This is a genomic window from Sphingomonas sp., from assembly GCF_042096255.1.
Lineage (GTDB): Bacteria > Pseudomonadota > Alphaproteobacteria > Sphingomonadales > Sphingomonadaceae > Sphingomonas.
On the sequence record NZ_JBELLZ010000006.1, the window covers coordinates 1 to 17,502 of the forward strand.

The following is a 17,502-nucleotide window of genomic DNA, read 5'->3' on the forward strand; positions in this document are numbered from 1 at the left end:
GATGTCGTCCCCGTCGGGCGCCGCCTCGCAGCGGCCGAGATGATCCCAATGCGCGGTGTAGAGGACGTACTCGTCCGGCCGTACCTTGCCGGGCAGCAGCGCGACGACGTTCTTGGACTGGTGGCGGCGGACGTTCTGGTCGAACGACACCGACGCCCTCACGTCCAGCGGCACCGCCTTGAAGCCGGGCTTCTTCGCCGCGGCGGTCAACCTGGCAAGGTCGTGCCCGCCCAGCGCGAACAGCGCCTGCGCCTTGGCGTTGCTGATCCAGCCGATCGCGGGCGACTGCTTCGCCCCGCCGTCCCCGTTGTCCGCCACCTGCTGCGCCCCGGTCCAGCTCGACTGGACGACGTTCCAGCCGTAAGCGGCCGGCGCGGTATCGTGGACGATGATCGCCGCGGTGGCGCCCTGCCTCGCGGCCTCCTCGAACTTGTAGGTCCAGCGGCCGTAATAGGTCATCGCCCGGCCGTTGAACGGGCCGGTCAGGTCGGTACGCTCGTAATCGGGGTCGTTGACCAGGATGACGACGGTCTTCCCCTTCACCTCGAGCCCGGCATAGTCGTTCCAGTTCTTCTCCGGCGCGACGATGCCATAGCCGACGAAGACCACCGGCGAGTCCTTCACCTCGATCCGCGGCTGCGACCGATAGCTGCCCACCACCATCTCGGGGCCATAGGCCGCCGACAAGCTGCCCTTGGCGCCGGTGAAGACCAGCGGCGACACGTTCTTCGCGGTCAGCTCGATCAGCGGCACGGTCTGTGTCCAGCTGCCGTTGTTGCCAGGCTTGAGGCCGAGCTTCGTGAACTCGTCGACCAGCAGCTTGACCGTCTTCTCCTCGCCCACGGTGCCGGGCGCGCGCCCCTCGAACGCGTCGGTGGAGAGCGCCTGGGTGACGCGCTTCTCGGTCTCGATATTCACCTGCGCGGCGGCGGGGGTGGCGGTAAGAAGCAGGAGGGCAGCTAGACGCATGGGGAACTCACTTTCGACAAGGTGAACCCCACCCACCGTTCGTCCTGAGTAGGGACTGAGCGTCAGCGAAGGCCCGTATCGAAGGACCGCGCCAGGTGCTTCGATACGCCACTTCGCATTCGCTCAGGGGCTACTCAGCACGAACGGGTTGAGGAGAACAAGCTTCACGGAACAACAGATTACCGTGCCAACGCCGCCACCCCCGGCAACTCGCGCCCTTCCATCCACTCGAGGAACGCGCCGCCAGCGGTGGAGACGAAGGTGAAGTCCCCCGCCACGCCCGCCTGGTTGAGCGCGGCGACCGTGTCGCCGCCGCCCGCCACCGAGACCAGCCCACCCTCCTTGGTCAGCGCCGCGGCGGTCTTCGCCAGCGCCACCGTCGCCGCATCGAACGGCGGCGTCTCGAACGCGCCCAGCGGCCCGTTCCACACCAGGGTGCGGCAATTCTTGAGCACGTCGCCCAGCGCCTCCGTCGCAGCCGGGCCGATGTCGAGGATCATCTCGTCCGCCGCGACCTCGTGGACGTTGACGGTGCGCGTCTGTGGGTTCGCACGGAATTCCTTCGCCACCACCACGTCATAGGGGAGGTGCACCGTACAGCCGGCCTTGTCGGCGGCGTCGAGGATCTCCTCGGCGGTGCCGGTCAGGTCGTGCTCGCACAGCGACTTGCCCACATTCACCCCGCGCGCGGCGAGGAAGGTGTTCGCCATGCCGCCGCCGATGATCAGGTGATCCACCTTGCCGACGAGGTGCTTGAGGACGTCCAGCTTGGTCGAAACCTTGGCGCCGCCGACCACCGCGGCGACCGGATGCTCGGGATTGCCCAGCGCCTTCTCCAGCGCGTCGAGCTCCGCCTCCATCGCCCGGCCCGCGAACGCCGGCAGCGCATGCGCCAGCCCTTCGGTCGAAGCGTGCGCGCGGTGCGCGGCGGAGAAGGCGTCGTTGACGTAGAGGTCACCCAGCGCCGCGAAGCGCGCCACGGTGGCGGGATCGTTCTTTTCCTCGCCGCCGAAGAAGCGCGTGTTCTCCAGCACCGCGATGTCGCCGGGCTGGAGCGTCGCGACATTGGCCGCATCGCCCTCCCAGTCGACGTAGCGCACCGGCCGCCCCAGAACCGCCTCGTAGGGCTTGACGATCTGCGCCAGGCTGAGGTCCGGCGATGGCACCTTGGGCCGGCCGAAATGCGCCAGCACCAGCACGATCGCGCCCTTGTCGGCCAGCTCGGCGACGGTGGCGACGGTGGCGCGCAGCCGCGTGTCGTCGGTGACCGCGCCGTCACTGAGCGGAACGTTTAGATCCTCGCGGACGAGGACGCGCTTGCCGCGAATGTCGCCGATATCGTCGAGCGTTCGGAATTGCCGGTCCATGTTGCCTCGATCTCCACCCTGTCGCCGACGGCGATCTCGCCGCCCGTAATCACCCGCGCGCAGGCACCGCCGCGCCAGTCGGGCAGCAGCGCCGCCTTGAGGCCGGGTGCCAGCGCCTCCATCCGCTCGCACGGATCGCACTCGCGGGTGATCTCCAGCACCACGTCGCCGATCCGCACCCGCGCGCCCGCCGCCTGCGGCAGGTCCACGTCGACCAGCAGGTTCGCCCGCCGGTCCGACCAGGGCAGCACGTGGCCCACCTCGGCCAGCGCCGCCTGCCAGTCCGCCGCCTCGATCAGCGTCACCTGCCTTTTGTACGGCCCGCGCCGCATCGCGCCGCGAAAGTCGCCGGCGATGCCGCCCTCGCACGTCACCGCCACCCGCTCCACCGTTTCCATCGGCGCCTTCGAGAACGGATGGCGCGCGATGCCGAGCAGGGTGCCGACCCCACTCACCGCCGTTCGCCCTGAGCGCAGTCGAAGGGCACGCGCAGCGCTTGTGCTTCGACTGCGCTCAGCATGAACGGCTGTGGCGCCATCGACTTAGCCGAGCTTCGCCATCACCGTGGCGGTATCCACCATGCGGTTGGAGAAGCCCCATTCATTGTCGTACCAGCTGACCACGCGCACCAATTTGCCGTCGATCACCGCGGTCTCCAGCCCGTCCACCGTCGAGGAGAACGGCGTGTGGACGATGTCGATCGAGACGAGCGGTTCCTCCGAATATTCCAGCACGCCCTTGAGCGGGCCGGACTCCGACGCCGCCTTGAGCAGCGCGTTCACCTCGTCGCGGGTCACGTCGCGGCCGGGCATGAAGGTCAGGTCGACCAGCGACCCGTCCGGCACCGGCACGCGCACGGCGGAACCGTCCAGCTTGCCCTTCAGCTCGGGCAGCACCTCGCCCACCGCGCGCGCGGCGCCGGTGGTGGTGGGGATCATGCTCATCGCCGCGGCGCGGGCGCGGCGCAGGTCCGGGTGGATCTGGTCGAGGATCTTCTGGTCGTTGGTATAGGCGTGGATGGTGGTCATCAGCCCGCGCTCGATGCCGATCGCGTCGTTGAGCACCTTGGCCACCGGCGCCAGGCAGTTGGTGGTGCAGCTGGCGTTGGAAACGATCGTGTGGCCCGCCTCCAATATGTCGTGGTTGACGCCATAGACGACGGTGAGGTCGACGTTCTTGCCCGGCGCGGAGATCAGCACCTTCTTCGCGCCCGCGTCGAGATGCTTCTGGCACGAGGCGCGATCGGTGAAGAAGCCGGTGCATTCCAGCACGATGTCGACGCCCAGTTCCTTGTGCGGCAGGTTGGCGGGATCGCGCTCGGCGGTGACGCGGATGCGCTTGCCGTCGATCACCAGGTCGCTGCCCTCGGCCTCGACCGTGCCGGCATATTTGCCGTGGACGCTGTCGCGGCTGAACAGCCAGGCGTTGCTCTTGGCATCCGCCAGGTCGTTGATCGTCACCAGCTCCAGCTCGCTGCCGCGCTCGATCAGCGCGCGTGCCACCAGCCGCCCGATGCGGCCGAAGCCGTTGATCGCCACCTTCGTCATCGCTGTCTCCTGTCCCACCCGTTTCCGCGTTGCGGCACGCTTTGCGAGCCGAACGCGCGCCCGTCAACCGCGCGAACCCGCTTGCCGCGCGGGTGCGGAATGCTATCGCTGGCGGAATGGCCGAGCCCGAGACCCCGCCCGCCGTGATGGCCCGCATCGATGCCGCGCTGGAGCGGATCGAGGCCGCCGCCGCGCGCAAGGCGGAGGCGGCGGCGGCGATCACCCGCCGCCATGGTGCGCTGCGCACGCGCATGGCGGAGGCGGTCGCCGCACTCGACGAGCTGATCGCGAAAGGCGACTGATGGCGCAGGTGACGCTCACCATCGGCGACCGCAGCCACCTGGTCGCCTGTGCCGATGGCGACGAGCCGCGGCTGGAGCGGCTGGGCGCGATGCTGGACGAACGCTGGCCTGCCGCGCGCCGCGCCGCGGGCGCCGGGGCGAGCGAGCGCGCGATGCTGCTGATCGCGCTGATGCTCGCCGATTCGCTCGACGAAGCGCAGAACGCGCCGCCGCCCGCGCCGGACGGCAACGATCCCACCCTGCTCGCGCTCGCCGAACGGCTCGAAGCGCTTGCGGAAACCCTTGAGCAGGACGCGCCGGGCGCCTAGATTGCACGGCGGCGGGTACTGCCCGGTACGAGCTACGAGACATCCCTGAGGCTATTCATCATCCAAGGGGGCTGTCCCTGCGCAGATCCTGGTCTGACGTACATGGTCCCCATCTGACGTATTGGGCGTCAGTGGATAATCCGGCAAACGGCCAAGGCGGTCCCGCCACCGCGCAGCGCGAGGGAGAAGCAGCAGAGCTGCTTCCACTGCGCGCAAGCGCGGCCGGCGTGCCGGCGCAGCCGGACACGTCCGACGTCCCGACGCGGCTCCGCCGCGGCGCCGCCCGCTAAAATGACCGACAAACGCACGCTCCGCACCGCCGCCCGCACCGCCCGCGCCGCCTTCGTTGCGCGCGGCAAGCCCGAGATCGCGGCCCCCGCGGAGTTCCTCACCCTCCTCTCCGCAACACCGGCAAAGGGCACCCTCGCCACCTACGCCCCCCTCGGCGACGAGGCCGACCCCGCCCCCCTCGCCCGCGCCGCAATCGCCGCCGGCTGGACCCTCGCCCTTCCCCACGTCATCGACCGTGCCACCCCGCTGCGCTTCCTCGCCTGGCACCCGGAGGACGCGCTCGCCGCCGGCCCCTTCGGCCTCAGCCAGCCGGAGCCCCACGCAGCGGAGGTGGAGCCCGCCATCATCCTCACCCCCCTCGTCGCCTTCGACGCGGCGCTCAACCGCATCGGCCAGGGCGCCGGCCACTACGACCGCGCCTTCGCCGCCCGCCCCCGCGCGCGCCGCATCGGAATCGCCTTCTCGGTCCAGCAGGCGCCCGCGATCGCCGCGGACCCGTGGGACATGCCGCTCGACGCGATCGTCACCGAAACAGGATGGATTTCCCGATGACGCCCAGCTGGCGCAAACCCGCAGGCATGCTGATGATCCTGGCGCTGATCGCCTTGTGGTGCGTGCTGATCGCCAGCTTCTCCGCGCAGCTGGCGCGGCTGCCCGGCTGGGCGCAGCTGCTGGTGTACCTCGTCACCGGCATAGTCTGGATCACCCCGATGAAGCCGCTGCTGCGCTGGATGGAGACGGGCCGCTGGCGGGCGTAGGCCGAGCCGCCCCGCCGTCACCCCGGGCTTGACCCGGGGCCCCGCTGCCTTGCTCCGCCAAGAACAGCAACATCACGCCTGATGGCTCGCTTCGAAGCACCGCTCCTATCCCGTCCTTCGACACGCCCCCGGCGGGGCTGCTTAGTCACCCCTCAGGACGACCGGGAGGAGGTTGCGAGTGTTCGCTAGCGGGGGAGCTGCCGTTCACCCGAACCGTCATCCCGGCCCCTTCGGCGAAGCTCAGGACAGGTCATGTGCCGGGATCCACCGCGCACGGAGAGCAACCGTCCGAACCGCTTGCCCTCCGCCGCCTCCCAGTGGACCCCGGCACGGGGCCGGGGTGACGGGATGGCCGGAACTGGGGGATTGCTGTCAGGCAGCTTTTCGCGGAGGCTTTGCGCCGAGCAGGCATAGTCGACTGACGAAGGAGCGTTATGACCAGGGCAAGACTCACCCGCGCGTTCCTTTGGCTCGCAGTGCTGGCTGGAGGACCACTCCTCGGCGCGAAGCTCTTCGATCTTCTCGTCCTGGCCGGAGCCTGGAGCGCCCATCCGCCCGCGTCTTTGGCGATGATGCCATATGGCAAAGCCTGGCCGGTCGACACTGGCATGTTCTTCATTCCGTTCTCGGCGCTGATGCTCGTCGCGGGTTTTGGCGCCCTCATCGCCGGATGGCGCACTCCTTGGCGCTATCGCTGGCTACTGTGTCTTCCCTCCGTCGGCATTCTCCTCCTACTTATTCTGACGGTCGGCGCGTTCTGGCCGATGAACGCCGCGCTCTATTATCACGGGGTCGCATCGCCGAAGGACACGATCACGGACGCCCAATCGATCGCGATGGCGCGAACGTGGGTGACGCTGGATTGGATCCGAGTTGCCGGAGCGACCGCGGCCTTTGTCGCCCCATTGCGGGCGCTCACCACACCATGGCCGAGCGAAGTCGCTCCACGAGACCCGATCGCTGTCCGCTTGGTGCTCGCAATCGCGCTCGCCGGAGTGACGGTCTTCTTGATTTGGTTCGTGGCAAACCTTTGACCGCTTATGAGCAAAGCCGGTCATCAGGCGAAGTCGCCGCAGAAACCCAGCCAAATCCTGCCGCCCCCGCTTTCCTACACGGCCCGAGTCAATTATACGCTATGTCGCTCTTTCCACCGCCGAATCATGTCGCCGCGCCCGCTCCGGTCAGGCAAGGTGCGCCTGTGGCTGTTCCGCGTCCAGGGTCCGGCTCGGCGGGCCGAGACACACGCCGATGGTGTCAACTTAGTGTCAACTTCCGCGCCGCGGCATACGCCCGCCGTGGGCGAAGCCCACGTCGTCGGACGGGTTCGGCCCTGCCGACCCGCCGGCCGGGCTGGGGCGTTTCGCCCTGAGCTTCGCTCAGGCGTGCGCCCCGGCGCCCTACTTCTTCCGCTTGAAGTCCACGCTCACCACGTTCGAGCCATCCTCCGCGGGCTGCGCGACCGGCTCGTCATTCTCCGCCGGGTCATGCCCGCCCGGGCCATCCCCCGGCCCTTCCTGCGCCTGGAAGCGCAGCTCGAAGTTCACCGCGGGATCGTGGAAGCCGGTGATCGCCGAATAGGGGATCACCAGCTTGGAGGGCACCTGGTTGAAGCTCAGCCCCACCGAGAAGCGCTGCTCGTCCACCGCCAGATCCCAGAAGCGGTTCTGGAGAACGATCGTCATCTCGTCCGGGAACCGCTCGATCAGGCGGCGCGGGATGTCCACGCCGGGCGCCTGGGTCTTGAAGGTGATGTAGAAATGGTGCTCGCCGGGCAGCGCGCCGCCGCCCTCCGCCACCGAGCCGAGCACGCGGCCCACCACGGCGCGCAGCGCCTCCTGCACGATCTCGTCGTATGGAATCAGGCTGTCGGGCAGCGCGTCGTTCATGTGCCTTGGGTAGCGCACGCCCGCCCCCCGTCAAGATTGCATGGCGGCCGCAACCCGCTAAGGCCGCTTGCAATGCGCACCGCCACCGTCACCCGAAACACCTCCGAGACCCGGGTCGCCGTCACCCTCGATCTCGACGGCACCGGCACGTTCGACGTCCGGACCGGCGTCGGCTTCTTCGATCACATGCTGGAGCAGCTCTCGCGCCACTCGCTGATCGACCTCAACGTCCGCACCGAGGGCGACCTGCATATCGACCAGCATCATACGGTGGAGGACACCGGCCTCGCCATCGGCCAGGCGCTGGCGCAGGCGCTGGGCGACAAGCGCGGCATCCGCCGCTACGGCCACGCGCTCTCGCCGATGGACGAGACGCTGACCCGCGTGTCGCTCGACATCTCCGGCCGCCCCTGGCTGGTGTGGAAGACCGCGTTCAGCCAGAAGCGGCTGGGCGAAATGGATACCGAGCTGTTCCAGCACTGGTTCCACAGCTTCGCCCAGACCGCCGGCATCACCCTCCACGTCGAGACGCTGCACGGCGAGAACAACCACCATATTGCCGAGAGCGCGTTCAAGGGGCTGGCGCGCGCGCTGCGCGAGGCGGTGGAGATCGATCCGCGCCGCGCCGATGCGATCCCCTCCACCAAGGGCACTCTGGGAGGTGCGGGATGATCGTGATGCTGCTGAGTTACGTCGTCCCGCCCGAGACGATCACCGCCCACCGGGCGGCGCACCTCGACTGGCTGCGCGACGGGCTGGAGAGCGGCCGGCTGCTGTTCGCCGGGCGCAAGGTGCCGGTCACCGGCGGGATGATCGTGGTGCGTGGCACGCAAGCGGAGGCGGAGGCGTGGGCGGCAACCGACCCGTTCGCGGTCCACGGCCTCGCCGAATACCAGTTCATCGAGATCGAACCCTCGGTGGTCGCGCCGGGGCTCGAAGCACTCAAGGGATGACGCTGGCGCTGATCGACTTCGGCGCGGGCAACCTCCATTCGGTCGCCAACGCGCTCGCCGCGGCGGGGTGCGCGGACCTGGCGGTGACCGCCGACCCGGACGTTGTCGCGCGCGCGGACCGGATCGTGCTGCCCGGCGTCGGCGCATTCGGCGCGTGTGCGGCGGCACTGCGCGGGATCGACGGCATGGTCGCGGCGCTGGAGCGGCGCGTGCTGGAGCAGGCGCGGCCCTTCCTGGGCATCTGCGTCGGCATGCAGCTGATGGCCGAAGCAGGCGAGGAACTGGGCACCTACCGCGGGCTCGGCTGGCTCGCCGGCACCGTCCGCCGGCTGGAGCCCGCCGACTTCGCCGCCAAGGTGCCGCACATGGGCTGGAACGATGTCGTCCCCACCATGGATCACCCGCTGATCGTACCCGGCGAGGCCTATTTCCTCCACAGCTTCGCCTTCGAGGGCGCGGGCGTGCTGGCGACCACCGACCATGGCGGCGCGGTGACCGCCGCGATCGGCCGCGACAATCTAGCCGGGGTTCAGTTCCACCCGGAGAAGAGCCAGCGCTACGGGCTGGACCTGCTGGCACGTTTCCTGGAGTGGCGGCCGTGAGCCTGATCGTCTTCCCCGCCATCGACCTCAAGGCCGGCCAGGTCGTCCGCCTGTCCGAAGGCGACATGGATCGCGCCACCGTCTACGGCGAAGACCCCGCCGCCCAGGCGCGGCTGTTCGCCGATCAGGGCGCGGGATTCCTCCACGTCGTCGACCTCGACGGCGCCTTCGCGGGCGAGAGCCGTAACGGCGAGGCGGTGCGCGCGATCCTCGAGGCATTCGACGGGCACGTCCAGCTCGGCGGCGGCATCCGCACCCGCGAGAGTGTCGAGCGCTGGTTCGATCTCGGCGTCAGCCGCGTTGTGATCGGCACCGCCGCGCTGGAGGACCCGCAGTTCGTCCGCGACATGGCCCGCGCCTTCCCCGGCGGCATCGTCGTCGCGGTGGACGCACGCGATGGCTTTGTCGCCACCAAGGGCTGGGCCGACGTGTCCGATGTCGAGGTGGTGGACCTCGCCCGCCGCTTCGAGGATGCGGGCGTCGCGGCGCTGCTGTTCACCGATGTCGGCCGCGACGGCCTGCTCAAGGGCTGCAACGTCCCCGCCACCGTCGATCTTGCCCGCGCGGTGGACGTACCGGTGATCGCCAGCGGCGGCGTCGCCGGCATCGCCGACATCCACATGCTCGCGCTCCACGCGCGGGACGGGATCGAGGGGGTGATTACCGGCCGCGCGCTCTACGACGGCCGTCTCGATCTCGGCGCGGCGCTCAGCGTGGCGGCGGCCGCGTGACCGTCCGCGCTCGCGTCATCCCCTGCCTCGACGTGGCGAACGGCCGCGTGGTCAAGGGCGTCAACTTCGTCGACCTGATCGACGCCGGCGATCCGGTCGAGCAGGCCCGTGCCTATGACGCCGCGGGTGCGGACGAGCTCTGTTTCCTCGACATCGGCGCCAGCCATGAGGAGCGCGACACGATCCTCGACGTGGTCCGCCGCACCGCCGCGGTGTGCTTCATGCCGCTCACCGTCGGCGGCGGGGTGCGCAGCGCGGAGGATGCGCGCGCGCTGCTGTTGGCGGGCGCCGACAAGGTCGCGGTCAACTCCGCCGCAGTCGCCCGGCCGGAGGTGGTGGCGGAGATCGCCGAGCGGTTCGGCGCGCAATGCTGCGTCGCCAGCATCGACGCGCGGCGGGTCGGAAACCTCTGGGAGGTGTTCACCCACGGCGGCCGCCGCGCCACCGGGATCGACGCGGTCGAGCATGCGCTGCGCCTCGCCGATCTCGGCGCGGGCGAGCTGCTGGTCACTTCGATGGATCGCGACGGCACCCGCGACGGCTACGACCTCGACCTGATCCGCACCATCGCCGACCGCACCAGCGTGCCGGTGGTGGCGAGCGGCGGAGTCGGCACGCTCGACCATCTGGTCGAGGGAGTCACTCGCGGCCATGCCAGCGCGGTGCTCGCCGCCTCGATCTTCCACTTCGGCGAAGCCTCGATCGACGACGCCCACGCCGCGCTGGCGGCGGCCGGCGTGCCGGTGCGGCGGCCGGCCTGACCGCTCAGCTCGCCAGCGCTTCAGCTTCCAGCGCATAGAGCTGGCTCGCCGGCGCCTCGGCGGCGGCGCGCAGGCCCAGCGCCTCGGGCACGATCTGGTCGAGATAGAAGGCGACCACCGCGCGCTTGTGCCGGCCGAAGGCGTCGTCCTCCACCGCCGCCGCCTCGCGCTCCAGCAGCCAGCCGCACGTGGCGACCGACAGCATGGTCAGGAACGGGTAGCTCGCCGCCAGACGGTCGTCCGCATCGGCAGCCTGGAGCCGCCGCCCCACCGCCTCGCACGCCTCGACCAGTTCACCCAGCCGCGGATGCGCTGCGCCGCGCAGGTCGGCGATCAGCGCGCCGAACACTGCGCCATTCTCCAGCGTCAGCTTGCGCCCCACCAGGTCCGCCGCCTGGATGCCGTTGGTGCCCTCGTAGATTGGCGTGATCCGCGCATCGCGGAAGAACTGCGCCGCGCCGGTCTCCTCGATGAAGCCCATGCCGCCATGTACCTGCACGCCCAGGCTGGCGACCTCGTTGCCGAGATCGGTGGCATGCGCCTTGGCGAGCGGCGTCACCAGCTCCAGCCGCGCCTTGGCGGCGGCGTCCCCCATCCCGGCACGATCGACCTGCCCGGCGGCATAATAGATCAGCGCCCGCGCGCCTTGCGTCTGCGCCTTCATCCGCATCAGCATGCGGCGCACGTCCGGATGCTCGACGATCGCCGCCGGCGAACCCGCCCGTACGCCCTGCACCCGCTCGCGCGCGAAGGCGACGGCCTTCTGCGTCGCGGCCTCGGCAACCTGCACGCCCTGGAGGCCGACGTTAAGGCGGGCATTGTTCATCATAGTGAACATCGCGCGCATGCCGCCGAACTCGGCGCCGATCAGCTCGCCGACGCAGTCATCGTCCTCACCGAAGGCCAGCACGCACGTCGGAGAGGCGTGCAAGCCCATCTTGTGCTCGATGGAGACGACACGCACGTCGTTCGGCGCCCCGTCCAGCCGCACCTTGGGCACCAGGAACAGCGAGATGCCCCGCGTCCCCACGGGCGCGTCGGGGGTGCGGGCAAGCACGAGGTGGACGATGTTCTCCGCCATGTCGTGGTCGCCGAACGAGATGAAGATCTTGGTGCCCTTCACCAGAAAGGTGCCATCTCCGCGCGGCGTGGCGGTGGCGCGCAGCGCGCCGACGTCGCTGCCCGCCTGCGGCTCGGTGAGGTTCATCGTGCCGGTCCACTCGCCGGTGGCGAGCTTCGGAAGGTAGATCGCCTGCTGCTCGGGCGTGCCGTGATGCGCCAGCGCCTCGATCGCGCCCACCGTCAGGATCGGGCAGAGCGCGAAGCCCATGTTGGCGGTGCCGAGCGTCTCCAGTACCGCGCATTGCACCGCGAACGGCAAGCCCTGCCCGCCATGCGCCTCGGGCACGCCGATCGTGCCCCAGCCGTTCTCCACGAAGGCCCGATAGGCCTGCGCGTAGCCCTCCGGCATCACCACGCCCTCGGCCGTCCATTTCGCACCGACGGTGTCGCCGGCGCGGGCGAGCGGCGCCCATTCGCCGTCCGCGAACTGCGCCACGCCCTCCAGCACCGCCTCGATTACGTCGGGAGTGGCGGCGGCGAACCGCTCGGTGTTCGCCAGCTCCGGCAGGCCGGCGATGGTATCCAGAACGAAGCGCTGCTCGGCGACGGGGGCCATTGTTCTCTCTCCTGCTCCGCGCCGCTATAGCCCTGCGCGATGGCGCCTCAACCTCCGCTAGTCCGACGCTACGGCACCGCGGCGATCGCCGAAGCCGCGGCGCTGATCGCCGCCGGGCGAATCGTCGCGGTGCCCACCGAAACGGTGTACGGCCTCGCCGCCGACGCGCGACGCGCCGAGGCGGTGGCGGCGATCTACGCGGCCAAGGGACGGCCCAGCTTCAACCCACTGATCGTGCACGTGCCCGATCTCGCCGCGGCAGAAGCGCTGGCGACCTTCGACGTCCGCGCCCGCGATCTGGCAACGCGTTTCTGGCCCGGCCCGCTCACCCTGGTGCTGCCGCTCCGTGCCGACGCGGGCATCGCCCCCGCGGTCACCGCGGGCCTGGAGACGATCGCGATCCGCATCCCCGCGCACCGCGCGATTCAGGCGCTGCTCGCGGCAACCGGCGCACCGCTTGCCGCTCCTTCCGCCAACGCCAGCAACGCGATCAGCCCCACCACTGCCTCGCATGTCGTCACCAGCCTGGGGGACCGCGTGCCGCTGGTGATCGACGACGGCGCCTGCCCCGCCGGCGTCGAATCCACCATCGTCGCGGACGAGACGATCCTGCGCCCTGGCCCGATCCCGCCCGAGGTGTTTGGTCTGCCGGTCCGGTCCTCGGGTGGCGAAACACCCGCCGCTCCCGGCCAGCTCGCCAGCCACTATGCCCCGCGCAAGCCGCTCCGCCTCGATGCGATCGACTCAGCCGAAGACGAGTGGCTGATCGGCTTCGGCCCGGTCCTCGGAGACGACACGCTGTCGGCCACGGGCGACCTGGCCGAGGCGGCGGCCAACCTTTTCGCCGCGCTCCACCGCGCCGACGCCTCGCCTGCCGCCCGGATCGCGGTCGCGCCAGTACCTGCCGCGGGCATCGGCGCCGCCATCGTCGATCGGCTTCGCCGCGCCGCGCATCGCTGACTGGTCCGGTTCCGCCGCATACGCCGCTTAACCTTCTGACCGGCACTGATGCTGGCGGGGAGAAGGGCGATGTTCACGGCGACATGGTGGGGGATCGGCTACAATTACGGCTCGCTTAACATTGCGGGGGACAGCACGAAGTACGTCGTCAACTGGGGTGACGGCAGCAGAGACGTGATCCGCACCGATCAGGATGACGATGGCGATCCGTTCGCCACCACCGAATATGGGCATGGCTATGTCAGCGACGGCACCTACGACGTCTCGATCCTCCAGAGCCAGGCCGGCCTGCCGCCGATACGGCTCAAGGCGTTCATGTATGCGCGGGAGACCGATGACATTACGATAGGCGGCTCGCAACTCGACGACATGATCTACGCCGGTTCCGGGAACGACACGCTGTCGGGTGCGCGGGGACGCGACACGATCAACGGGGGCGAGGGGAATGACATGGTCCGCGGCAACGAGGGTGACGACTTCCTGCTCGGCAATCTCGGCCAAGACTTCATCCGCGGCGATGCGGGCGACGACCTGATCGGCGGGGAGGAAGGCGACGACCGCATCCTCGGTGGGGACGGCAACGACTCGCTCTACGGTGACGAGGGCGCGGACGAGGTGCAGGGCGGCGACGGCAACGATTACGTCAGCGGCGGTGCGGGCGTCGACCGGCTCTGGGGCAATGCCGGCAGCGATGTCTTCATATTCGCGCCCATCGACGGCGGGCGCCGCGACACAGACCGTGACCAAGTCATGGACTTCGTCCGCGGCCAGGATCACATCGCGATCTGGGACTGGATCGACGATCCCGCCGCCGTCCAGTTCATCGGCGACGCCGCCTTCAGCGGCGGCGGCGCGCCCGAGATCCGCATCGCCGCGGGCAACGGCGGGATGCTGGTCCAGGGTGACGCCGACGGCAATGGCGTGTTCGATTTCACGCTCAAGGTGAACGGCGTCGCCGCGTTGGACGGAACGGACTTCTACTTCTAGCGCCCGGGGGGGCCTGGCGTGCGGTGCCGGGTCAGGCCGGCGCCGCCGCCTTGCTGCGCGCCGCGAAGCTCTTCCGCAACTTCTGGAGCTTGGGTGGGATCACCGCCAGGCAATAGGGGTTCCGCTGCCCCTCGCCTTCCCAATATTCCTGGTGATAGTCCTCCGCCGGATACCAGTCGTCGGCATATTCGATCGTCGTGACGATCGGCTTGGCCTGATCGGCCTGCGCGCGCGCGATCGCCTGGTTCGCCTGCTCCTCCTGCATGTTGCTCGCCGGGAAGATCGCCGAGCGATATTGCGTGCCGACGTCATTGCCCTGGCGGTTGAGCTGCGTCGGATCATGCGTCGCGAAGAAGATGTCGAGCAGGTCGGCAAAGCTGATCTGTTCGGGATCGAAGCCGACGCGGATCGCCTCGGCATGGCCGGTATCGCCGCCGCACACCTGCTTGTAGTTCGGGTTGGGCACGCTGCCACCGATATAGCCGCTCTCGACGCTCTCGACGCCGATCACGTCCTTGAACACCGCCTCCGTGCACCAGAAGCAGCCGCCGGCCAGCGTCGCATATTCGGTCATCGAATGTCTCCTTTGCGGCCCATGTAGGAACCCGCTAACGCGCCCGCAAAGGAGACAAGGCATGGCGCTCGACGGAAGCGTGATGGTGACGGGCGGGGCCGGCTATATCGGCAGCCATGCGGTGCTGGCGCTGCTCGATGCGGGCCATGACGTGGTGGTGGTCGACAATCTGGTCACCGGCTTCGACTGGGCGGTCGATCCGCGCGCCCGGCTGCACACGATGGCGGTCGAGGATCCGGCGGTCCGCCAGGTGATCCGCGACCACAGCGTCCGCGCGATCATGCATTTCGCCGGATCGGTGGTGGTGCCCGAATCGGTCAGCGACCCGCTCAAATATTATCGCAACAACACCGCCGCCTCGCGCAGCCTGATCGAGACCGCGGTGGCCGAAGGCGTGCCGCACTTCATCTTCTCCTCCACCGCCGCCACCTACGGCACGCCGCAGCGCATCCCGGTGGCGGAGGGCGATCCGACGGTGCCGATCAATCCCTACGGCACCTCCAAGCTGATGACCGAGGCGATGCTGCGCGACGTGTCCGCGGCGCATCCGCTCAACTACGCCTGCCTGCGCTATTTCAACGTCGCCGGGGCGGACCCGCAGGGTCGATCGGGCCAGTCGACCGCGGGCGCGACCCACCTGATCAAGGTCGGCGTCGAGGCGGCGACCGGCAAGCGCAACGGCGTCGCGGTGTTCGGCACCGATTTCGACACGCCCGACGGCACCGGCGTGCGCGACTATATCCATGTGTCCGACCTCGCCGACGCGCATGTCGCCGCTCTCGACCTGCTGGTCGCCGAGCCCGGGCGCAGCCACACCCTCAACTGCGGCTATGGCCGCGGTTTCTCGGTGCTGGAGGTGCTCGACGCGGTCGACCGAGTGACCAACGTCGCCATCCCGCGCCGTCTGGAAGGCCGCCGCGCGGGCGATCCCGCTGCTTTGGTCGCCGACAATGCCGCGATCCTCGCCGCGCTGCCCTGGCGGCCAAAGCGCGACGACCTCGACGGCATCGTCCGCGACGCGCTCGCCTGGGAGCGCAAGCTCGCCGAGATGAACCGGTGAGGCTGCGCTCGCTGCTGTTCGTGCCGGGCGACCGGCCGGAGCGGATGGCGAAGGCGCTCGGCCTTGGCGCCGACGCGCTGATCCTCGACCTGGAGGACTCGGTCGCGCCCGAGCGCAAGGGCGAGGCGCGGCGCGCGGTCGCCGAGTTCCTGGCGGCTCCGCGCGAGGAGGATCTTCCCGCAGTGTTCGTGCGGGTCAACCCGATCGATACCGACGATGCCGCCGCCGATCTCGCCGCGCTCGCCGGCCTGTCGCCCGATGGCATCGTGCTGCCCAAGGCGGAAGGTGCGGAATCGGTCCGCCACCTGCTCGATCGCCATGCCGGCGACTATCGCGTGCTCCCCGTCGCCAGCGAGACGCCCGCGGCGGTGTTCAGGTTGGGAACGTTCGCGCCGGTCGCGACCCGGCTGGCGGGCGTGACCTGGGGCGCCGAGGACCTGCCTGCCGCGATCGGCGCCACGACTTCTCGCGAGGCGGACGGCAGCTATACTGATCCCTACAAGGTGGTGCGCGCGCTCACCTTGTTCGGCGCGCATGCCGCAGGGGTGCCCGCGATCGAGACGGTCTATCCCGACTTCCGCGACCTCGACGGCCTTTCCGCCTATGCCGCCCGCGGCCGCCGCGACGGCTTCTCCGGCATGATGGCGATCCATCCCAGCCAGGTGCCGGTGATCAACGCCGCCTTCTCGCCCAGCGACGCCGAGCTGGAGCATGCCCGCCGCGTGGTGGCGCTGTTCGAGGCCAACCCGGGCGTCGGCGCGCTCCAGCTCGACGGCAGGATGGTGGACGCGCCGCATCTGATGGCGGCGCGGCGATTGCTGGGAGCAGAGAGCGGGGCCTCGTAGGTGCGCCGTCTTCCTAACCCTCTCCCCTCTGGGGAGAGGGAGAGGGGAAGGGGCGCCTTCAAGCGCTACTCTTCCACCCCGCATATCTCCGCGATCGCCAGCGTCCGCTCCGCCTCGGCAAGGTGCAGCCGCTCGACCATCTTGCCCTCGACCCGGATCGCGCCACGACCCTGGTGCTCGGGCTGCCCGAAGGCCCCCACCACCGTGCGTGCCCAGGCGATCTCCGCTTCCGAAGGGGTGAACACGCGGTTGGCGGCAGCGATCTGCGCGGGGTGGATCAACGTCTTGCCGTCGAAGCCCCAGGCTAGCCCCTGTTCGCACTCCGTCACCAGCCGCGCCTCTTCCTCGATCGCGTTGCACACGCCATCGAGCACTGCGAGGCCAGAAGCGCGGGCGGCGACGACCATGGAGGTGAGGATCGGCAGCAGCGGTGCGCGGCTCTCGCCCGGCCGGCAGCGCAGGTCCTTGACGAGATCGTTGGTGCCCGCGACCAGCAGCTCGAGCCCGGTCGCTTCCGCCGCGCCGACGATCGCGGCAAGGTCGAGGATCGCGCGCGGCGTCTCGATCATCGCCCAGAGCGGCACGCCGGGCAGGCGCGCATGCACCTCGACCAGCGTCTCGGGGGCGGAGACCTTCGGCAGCAGCACCGCGTCGGGCCGCACCTGCACCAGCGCGGCGAGATCATCGTCTGCCCATTCGGTGCCCGGCGCGTTGACCCGCACCACCAGCTCGCGCCGCCCGAACCCGCCCTCGCGCACCGCGGCGCAGGCGGCGTCGCGCGCCTCCGCCTTCTTCTCGGGCGCGACCGCATCCTCCAGGTCGAGGATCACCACATCGCAGTCGAGCGATCGCGCCTTGGCGATCGCGCGCGGGTTGGACGCCGGCATGTAGAGCGCGCTGCGGCGCGGGCGGATCGTCATCGG

22 protein-coding genes are annotated in these 17,502 nt (G+C 69.8%); 14 read left to right on the forward strand and 8 right to left on the reverse strand.

Going from position 1 to position 17,502, the window contains the following annotated elements; genetic code table 11:
- The 4 genes from ACFDTH_RS02080 to gap form a co-directional block, all read right to left on the reverse strand.
- Positions 1-969, reverse strand: a 969-nt coding sequence (locus ACFDTH_RS02080) for a M28 family metallopeptidase (RefSeq protein ID WP_375285845.1), incomplete at its 3' end; no start/stop codon positions are given.
- Between the two features lie 179 nt (positions 970-1,148).
- Positions 1,149-2,336 (reverse strand): phosphoglycerate kinase, encoded by a 1,188-nt coding sequence (locus tag ACFDTH_RS02085; RefSeq protein WP_375285846.1) that lies wholly within the window; start codon positions 2,334-2,336, stop codon positions 1,149-1,151.
- Positions 2,261-2,791 (reverse strand): MOSC domain-containing protein, encoded by a 531-nt coding sequence (locus tag ACFDTH_RS02090; RefSeq protein ID WP_375285847.1) that lies wholly within the window; start codon positions 2,789-2,791, stop codon positions 2,261-2,263. Before ACFDTH_RS02090 ends, ACFDTH_RS02085 begins: the two co-directional genes overlap by 76 nt.
- Positions 2,792-2,878: 87 nt before the next feature.
- Entirely contained in the window at positions 2,879-3,883 is a 1,005-nt protein-coding gene (gene gap, locus ACFDTH_RS02095) for a type I glyceraldehyde-3-phosphate dehydrogenase (protein WP_375285848.1), read from the reverse strand.
- 116 nt (positions 3,884-3,999) lie between these two features.
- Between gap and ACFDTH_RS02100 the strand changes: the two genes are divergently transcribed.
- The 5 genes from ACFDTH_RS02100 (at position 4,000) to ACFDTH_RS02120 (ending at position 6,576) form a co-directional block, all read left to right on the forward strand.
- Entirely contained in the window at positions 4,000-4,185 is a 186-nt protein-coding gene (locus ACFDTH_RS02100) for a hypothetical protein (protein WP_375285849.1), read from the forward strand.
- On the forward strand, positions 4,185-4,493 hold the full coding sequence (locus ACFDTH_RS02105; RefSeq protein WP_375285850.1) for a cell division protein ZapA: 309 nt from the start codon (positions 4,185-4,187) through the stop codon (positions 4,491-4,493). Before ACFDTH_RS02100 ends, ACFDTH_RS02105 begins: the two co-directional genes overlap by 1 nt.
- Positions 4,494-4,784: 291 nt before the next feature.
- Positions 4,785-5,336, forward strand: coding sequence for a 5-formyltetrahydrofolate cyclo-ligase (locus tag ACFDTH_RS02110; protein ID WP_375285851.1), 552 nt, complete (start codon positions 4,785-4,787; stop codon positions 5,334-5,336).
- Positions 5,333-5,542, forward strand: a complete 210-nt coding sequence (locus tag ACFDTH_RS02115) for a DUF2842 domain-containing protein (protein WP_375285852.1) — start codon at positions 5,333-5,335, stop codon at positions 5,540-5,542. The genes ACFDTH_RS02110 and ACFDTH_RS02115 overlap by 4 nt, the downstream gene beginning before the upstream one ends.
- A gap of 434 nt (positions 5,543-5,976) precedes the next feature.
- Positions 5,977-6,576, forward strand: a complete 600-nt coding sequence (locus ACFDTH_RS02120; RefSeq protein WP_375285853.1) for an anthrone oxygenase family protein — start codon at positions 5,977-5,979, stop codon at positions 6,574-6,576.
- 363 nt (positions 6,577-6,939) lie between these two features.
- Here ACFDTH_RS02120 and ACFDTH_RS02125 read toward each other — a convergent pair whose 3' ends face one another.
- Positions 6,940-7,428 (reverse strand): SspB family protein, encoded by a 489-nt coding sequence (locus tag ACFDTH_RS02125; RefSeq protein ID WP_375285911.1) that lies wholly within the window; start codon positions 7,426-7,428, stop codon positions 6,940-6,942.
- 72 nt (positions 7,429-7,500) lie between these two features.
- Between ACFDTH_RS02125 and hisB the strand changes: the two genes are divergently transcribed.
- Genes hisB through hisF form a run of 5 tightly spaced genes read left to right on the forward strand, consistent with a single transcriptional unit; the run spans position 7,501 to position 10,475 of the window.
- Positions 7,501-8,100, forward strand: coding sequence for an imidazoleglycerol-phosphate dehydratase HisB (gene hisB / locus ACFDTH_RS02130; protein WP_375285854.1), 600 nt, complete (start codon positions 7,501-7,503; stop codon positions 8,098-8,100).
- On the forward strand, positions 8,097-8,381 hold the full coding sequence (locus ACFDTH_RS02135; RefSeq protein WP_375285855.1) for a YciI family protein: 285 nt from the start codon (positions 8,097-8,099) through the stop codon (positions 8,379-8,381). The genes hisB and ACFDTH_RS02135 overlap by 4 nt, the downstream gene beginning before the upstream one ends.
- The gene (gene hisH / locus ACFDTH_RS02140; protein ID WP_375285856.1) at positions 8,378-8,983 is read left to right on the forward strand and encodes an imidazole glycerol phosphate synthase subunit HisH; all 606 of its coding nucleotides are present in this window, start codon (positions 8,378-8,380) and stop codon (positions 8,981-8,983) included. The genes ACFDTH_RS02135 and hisH overlap by 4 nt, the downstream gene beginning before the upstream one ends.
- A complete protein-coding gene (hisA, locus tag ACFDTH_RS02145; protein WP_375285857.1) occupies positions 8,980-9,714 on the forward strand; it encodes a 1-(5-phosphoribosyl)-5-[(5-phosphoribosylamino)methylideneamino]imidazole-4-carboxamide isomerase in 735 nt (244 codons plus the stop codon). Before hisH ends, hisA begins: the two co-directional genes overlap by 4 nt.
- A complete protein-coding gene (hisF, locus tag ACFDTH_RS02150) occupies positions 9,711-10,475 on the forward strand; it encodes an imidazole glycerol phosphate synthase subunit HisF (RefSeq protein WP_375285858.1) in 765 nt (254 codons plus the stop codon). Before hisA ends, hisF begins: the two co-directional genes overlap by 4 nt.
- A 4-nt stretch (positions 10,476-10,479) precedes the next feature.
- Here the strand turns inward: hisF and ACFDTH_RS02155 are convergent, their stop codons facing one another.
- Positions 10,480-12,153 carry an acyl-CoA dehydrogenase gene (locus tag ACFDTH_RS02155; protein ID WP_375285859.1) on the reverse strand — a complete coding sequence of 558 codons (1,674 nt, stop codon included), beginning with the start codon at positions 12,151-12,153 and terminating at the stop codon, positions 10,480-10,482.
- Between the two features lie 39 nt (positions 12,154-12,192).
- Here ACFDTH_RS02155 and ACFDTH_RS02160 point away from each other — a divergent pair, with 39 nt between their 5' ends.
- Positions 12,193-13,113: an L-threonylcarbamoyladenylate synthase gene (locus ACFDTH_RS02160; protein WP_375285860.1), complete on the forward strand. Its 921-nt coding sequence runs from the start codon at positions 12,193-12,195 to the stop codon at positions 13,111-13,113.
- A 69-nt stretch (positions 13,114-13,182) separates the two neighbouring features.
- Positions 13,183-14,100, forward strand: a complete 918-nt coding sequence (locus ACFDTH_RS02165) for a calcium-binding protein (protein ID WP_375285861.1) — start codon at positions 13,183-13,185, stop codon at positions 14,098-14,100.
- 31 nt (positions 14,101-14,131) lie between these two features.
- On the opposite strand, the gene msrA is transcribed toward ACFDTH_RS02165, so the two are convergent.
- Positions 14,132-14,674: a peptide-methionine (S)-S-oxide reductase MsrA gene (msrA, locus tag ACFDTH_RS02170; RefSeq protein WP_375285862.1), complete on the reverse strand. Its 543-nt coding sequence runs from the start codon at positions 14,672-14,674 to the stop codon at positions 14,132-14,134.
- Positions 14,675-14,735: 61 nt separating this feature from the next.
- Between msrA and galE the strand changes: the two genes are divergently transcribed.
- The gene (gene galE / locus ACFDTH_RS02175) at positions 14,736-15,734 is read left to right on the forward strand and encodes a UDP-glucose 4-epimerase GalE (RefSeq protein WP_375285863.1); all 999 of its coding nucleotides are present in this window, start codon (positions 14,736-14,738) and stop codon (positions 15,732-15,734) included.
- Positions 15,731-16,579, forward strand: a complete 849-nt coding sequence (locus tag ACFDTH_RS02180) for an HpcH/HpaI aldolase/citrate lyase family protein (RefSeq protein ID WP_375285864.1) — start codon at positions 15,731-15,733, stop codon at positions 16,577-16,579. Before galE ends, ACFDTH_RS02180 begins: the two co-directional genes overlap by 4 nt.
- A gap of 65 nt (positions 16,580-16,644) precedes the next feature.
- On the opposite strand, the gene ACFDTH_RS02185 is transcribed toward ACFDTH_RS02180, so the two are convergent.
- On the reverse strand, positions 16,645-17,499 hold the full coding sequence (locus ACFDTH_RS02185; protein WP_375285865.1) for an HpcH/HpaI aldolase/citrate lyase family protein: 855 nt from the start codon (positions 17,497-17,499) through the stop codon (positions 16,645-16,647).
- Positions 17,500-17,502 lie beyond the last annotated feature (3 nt).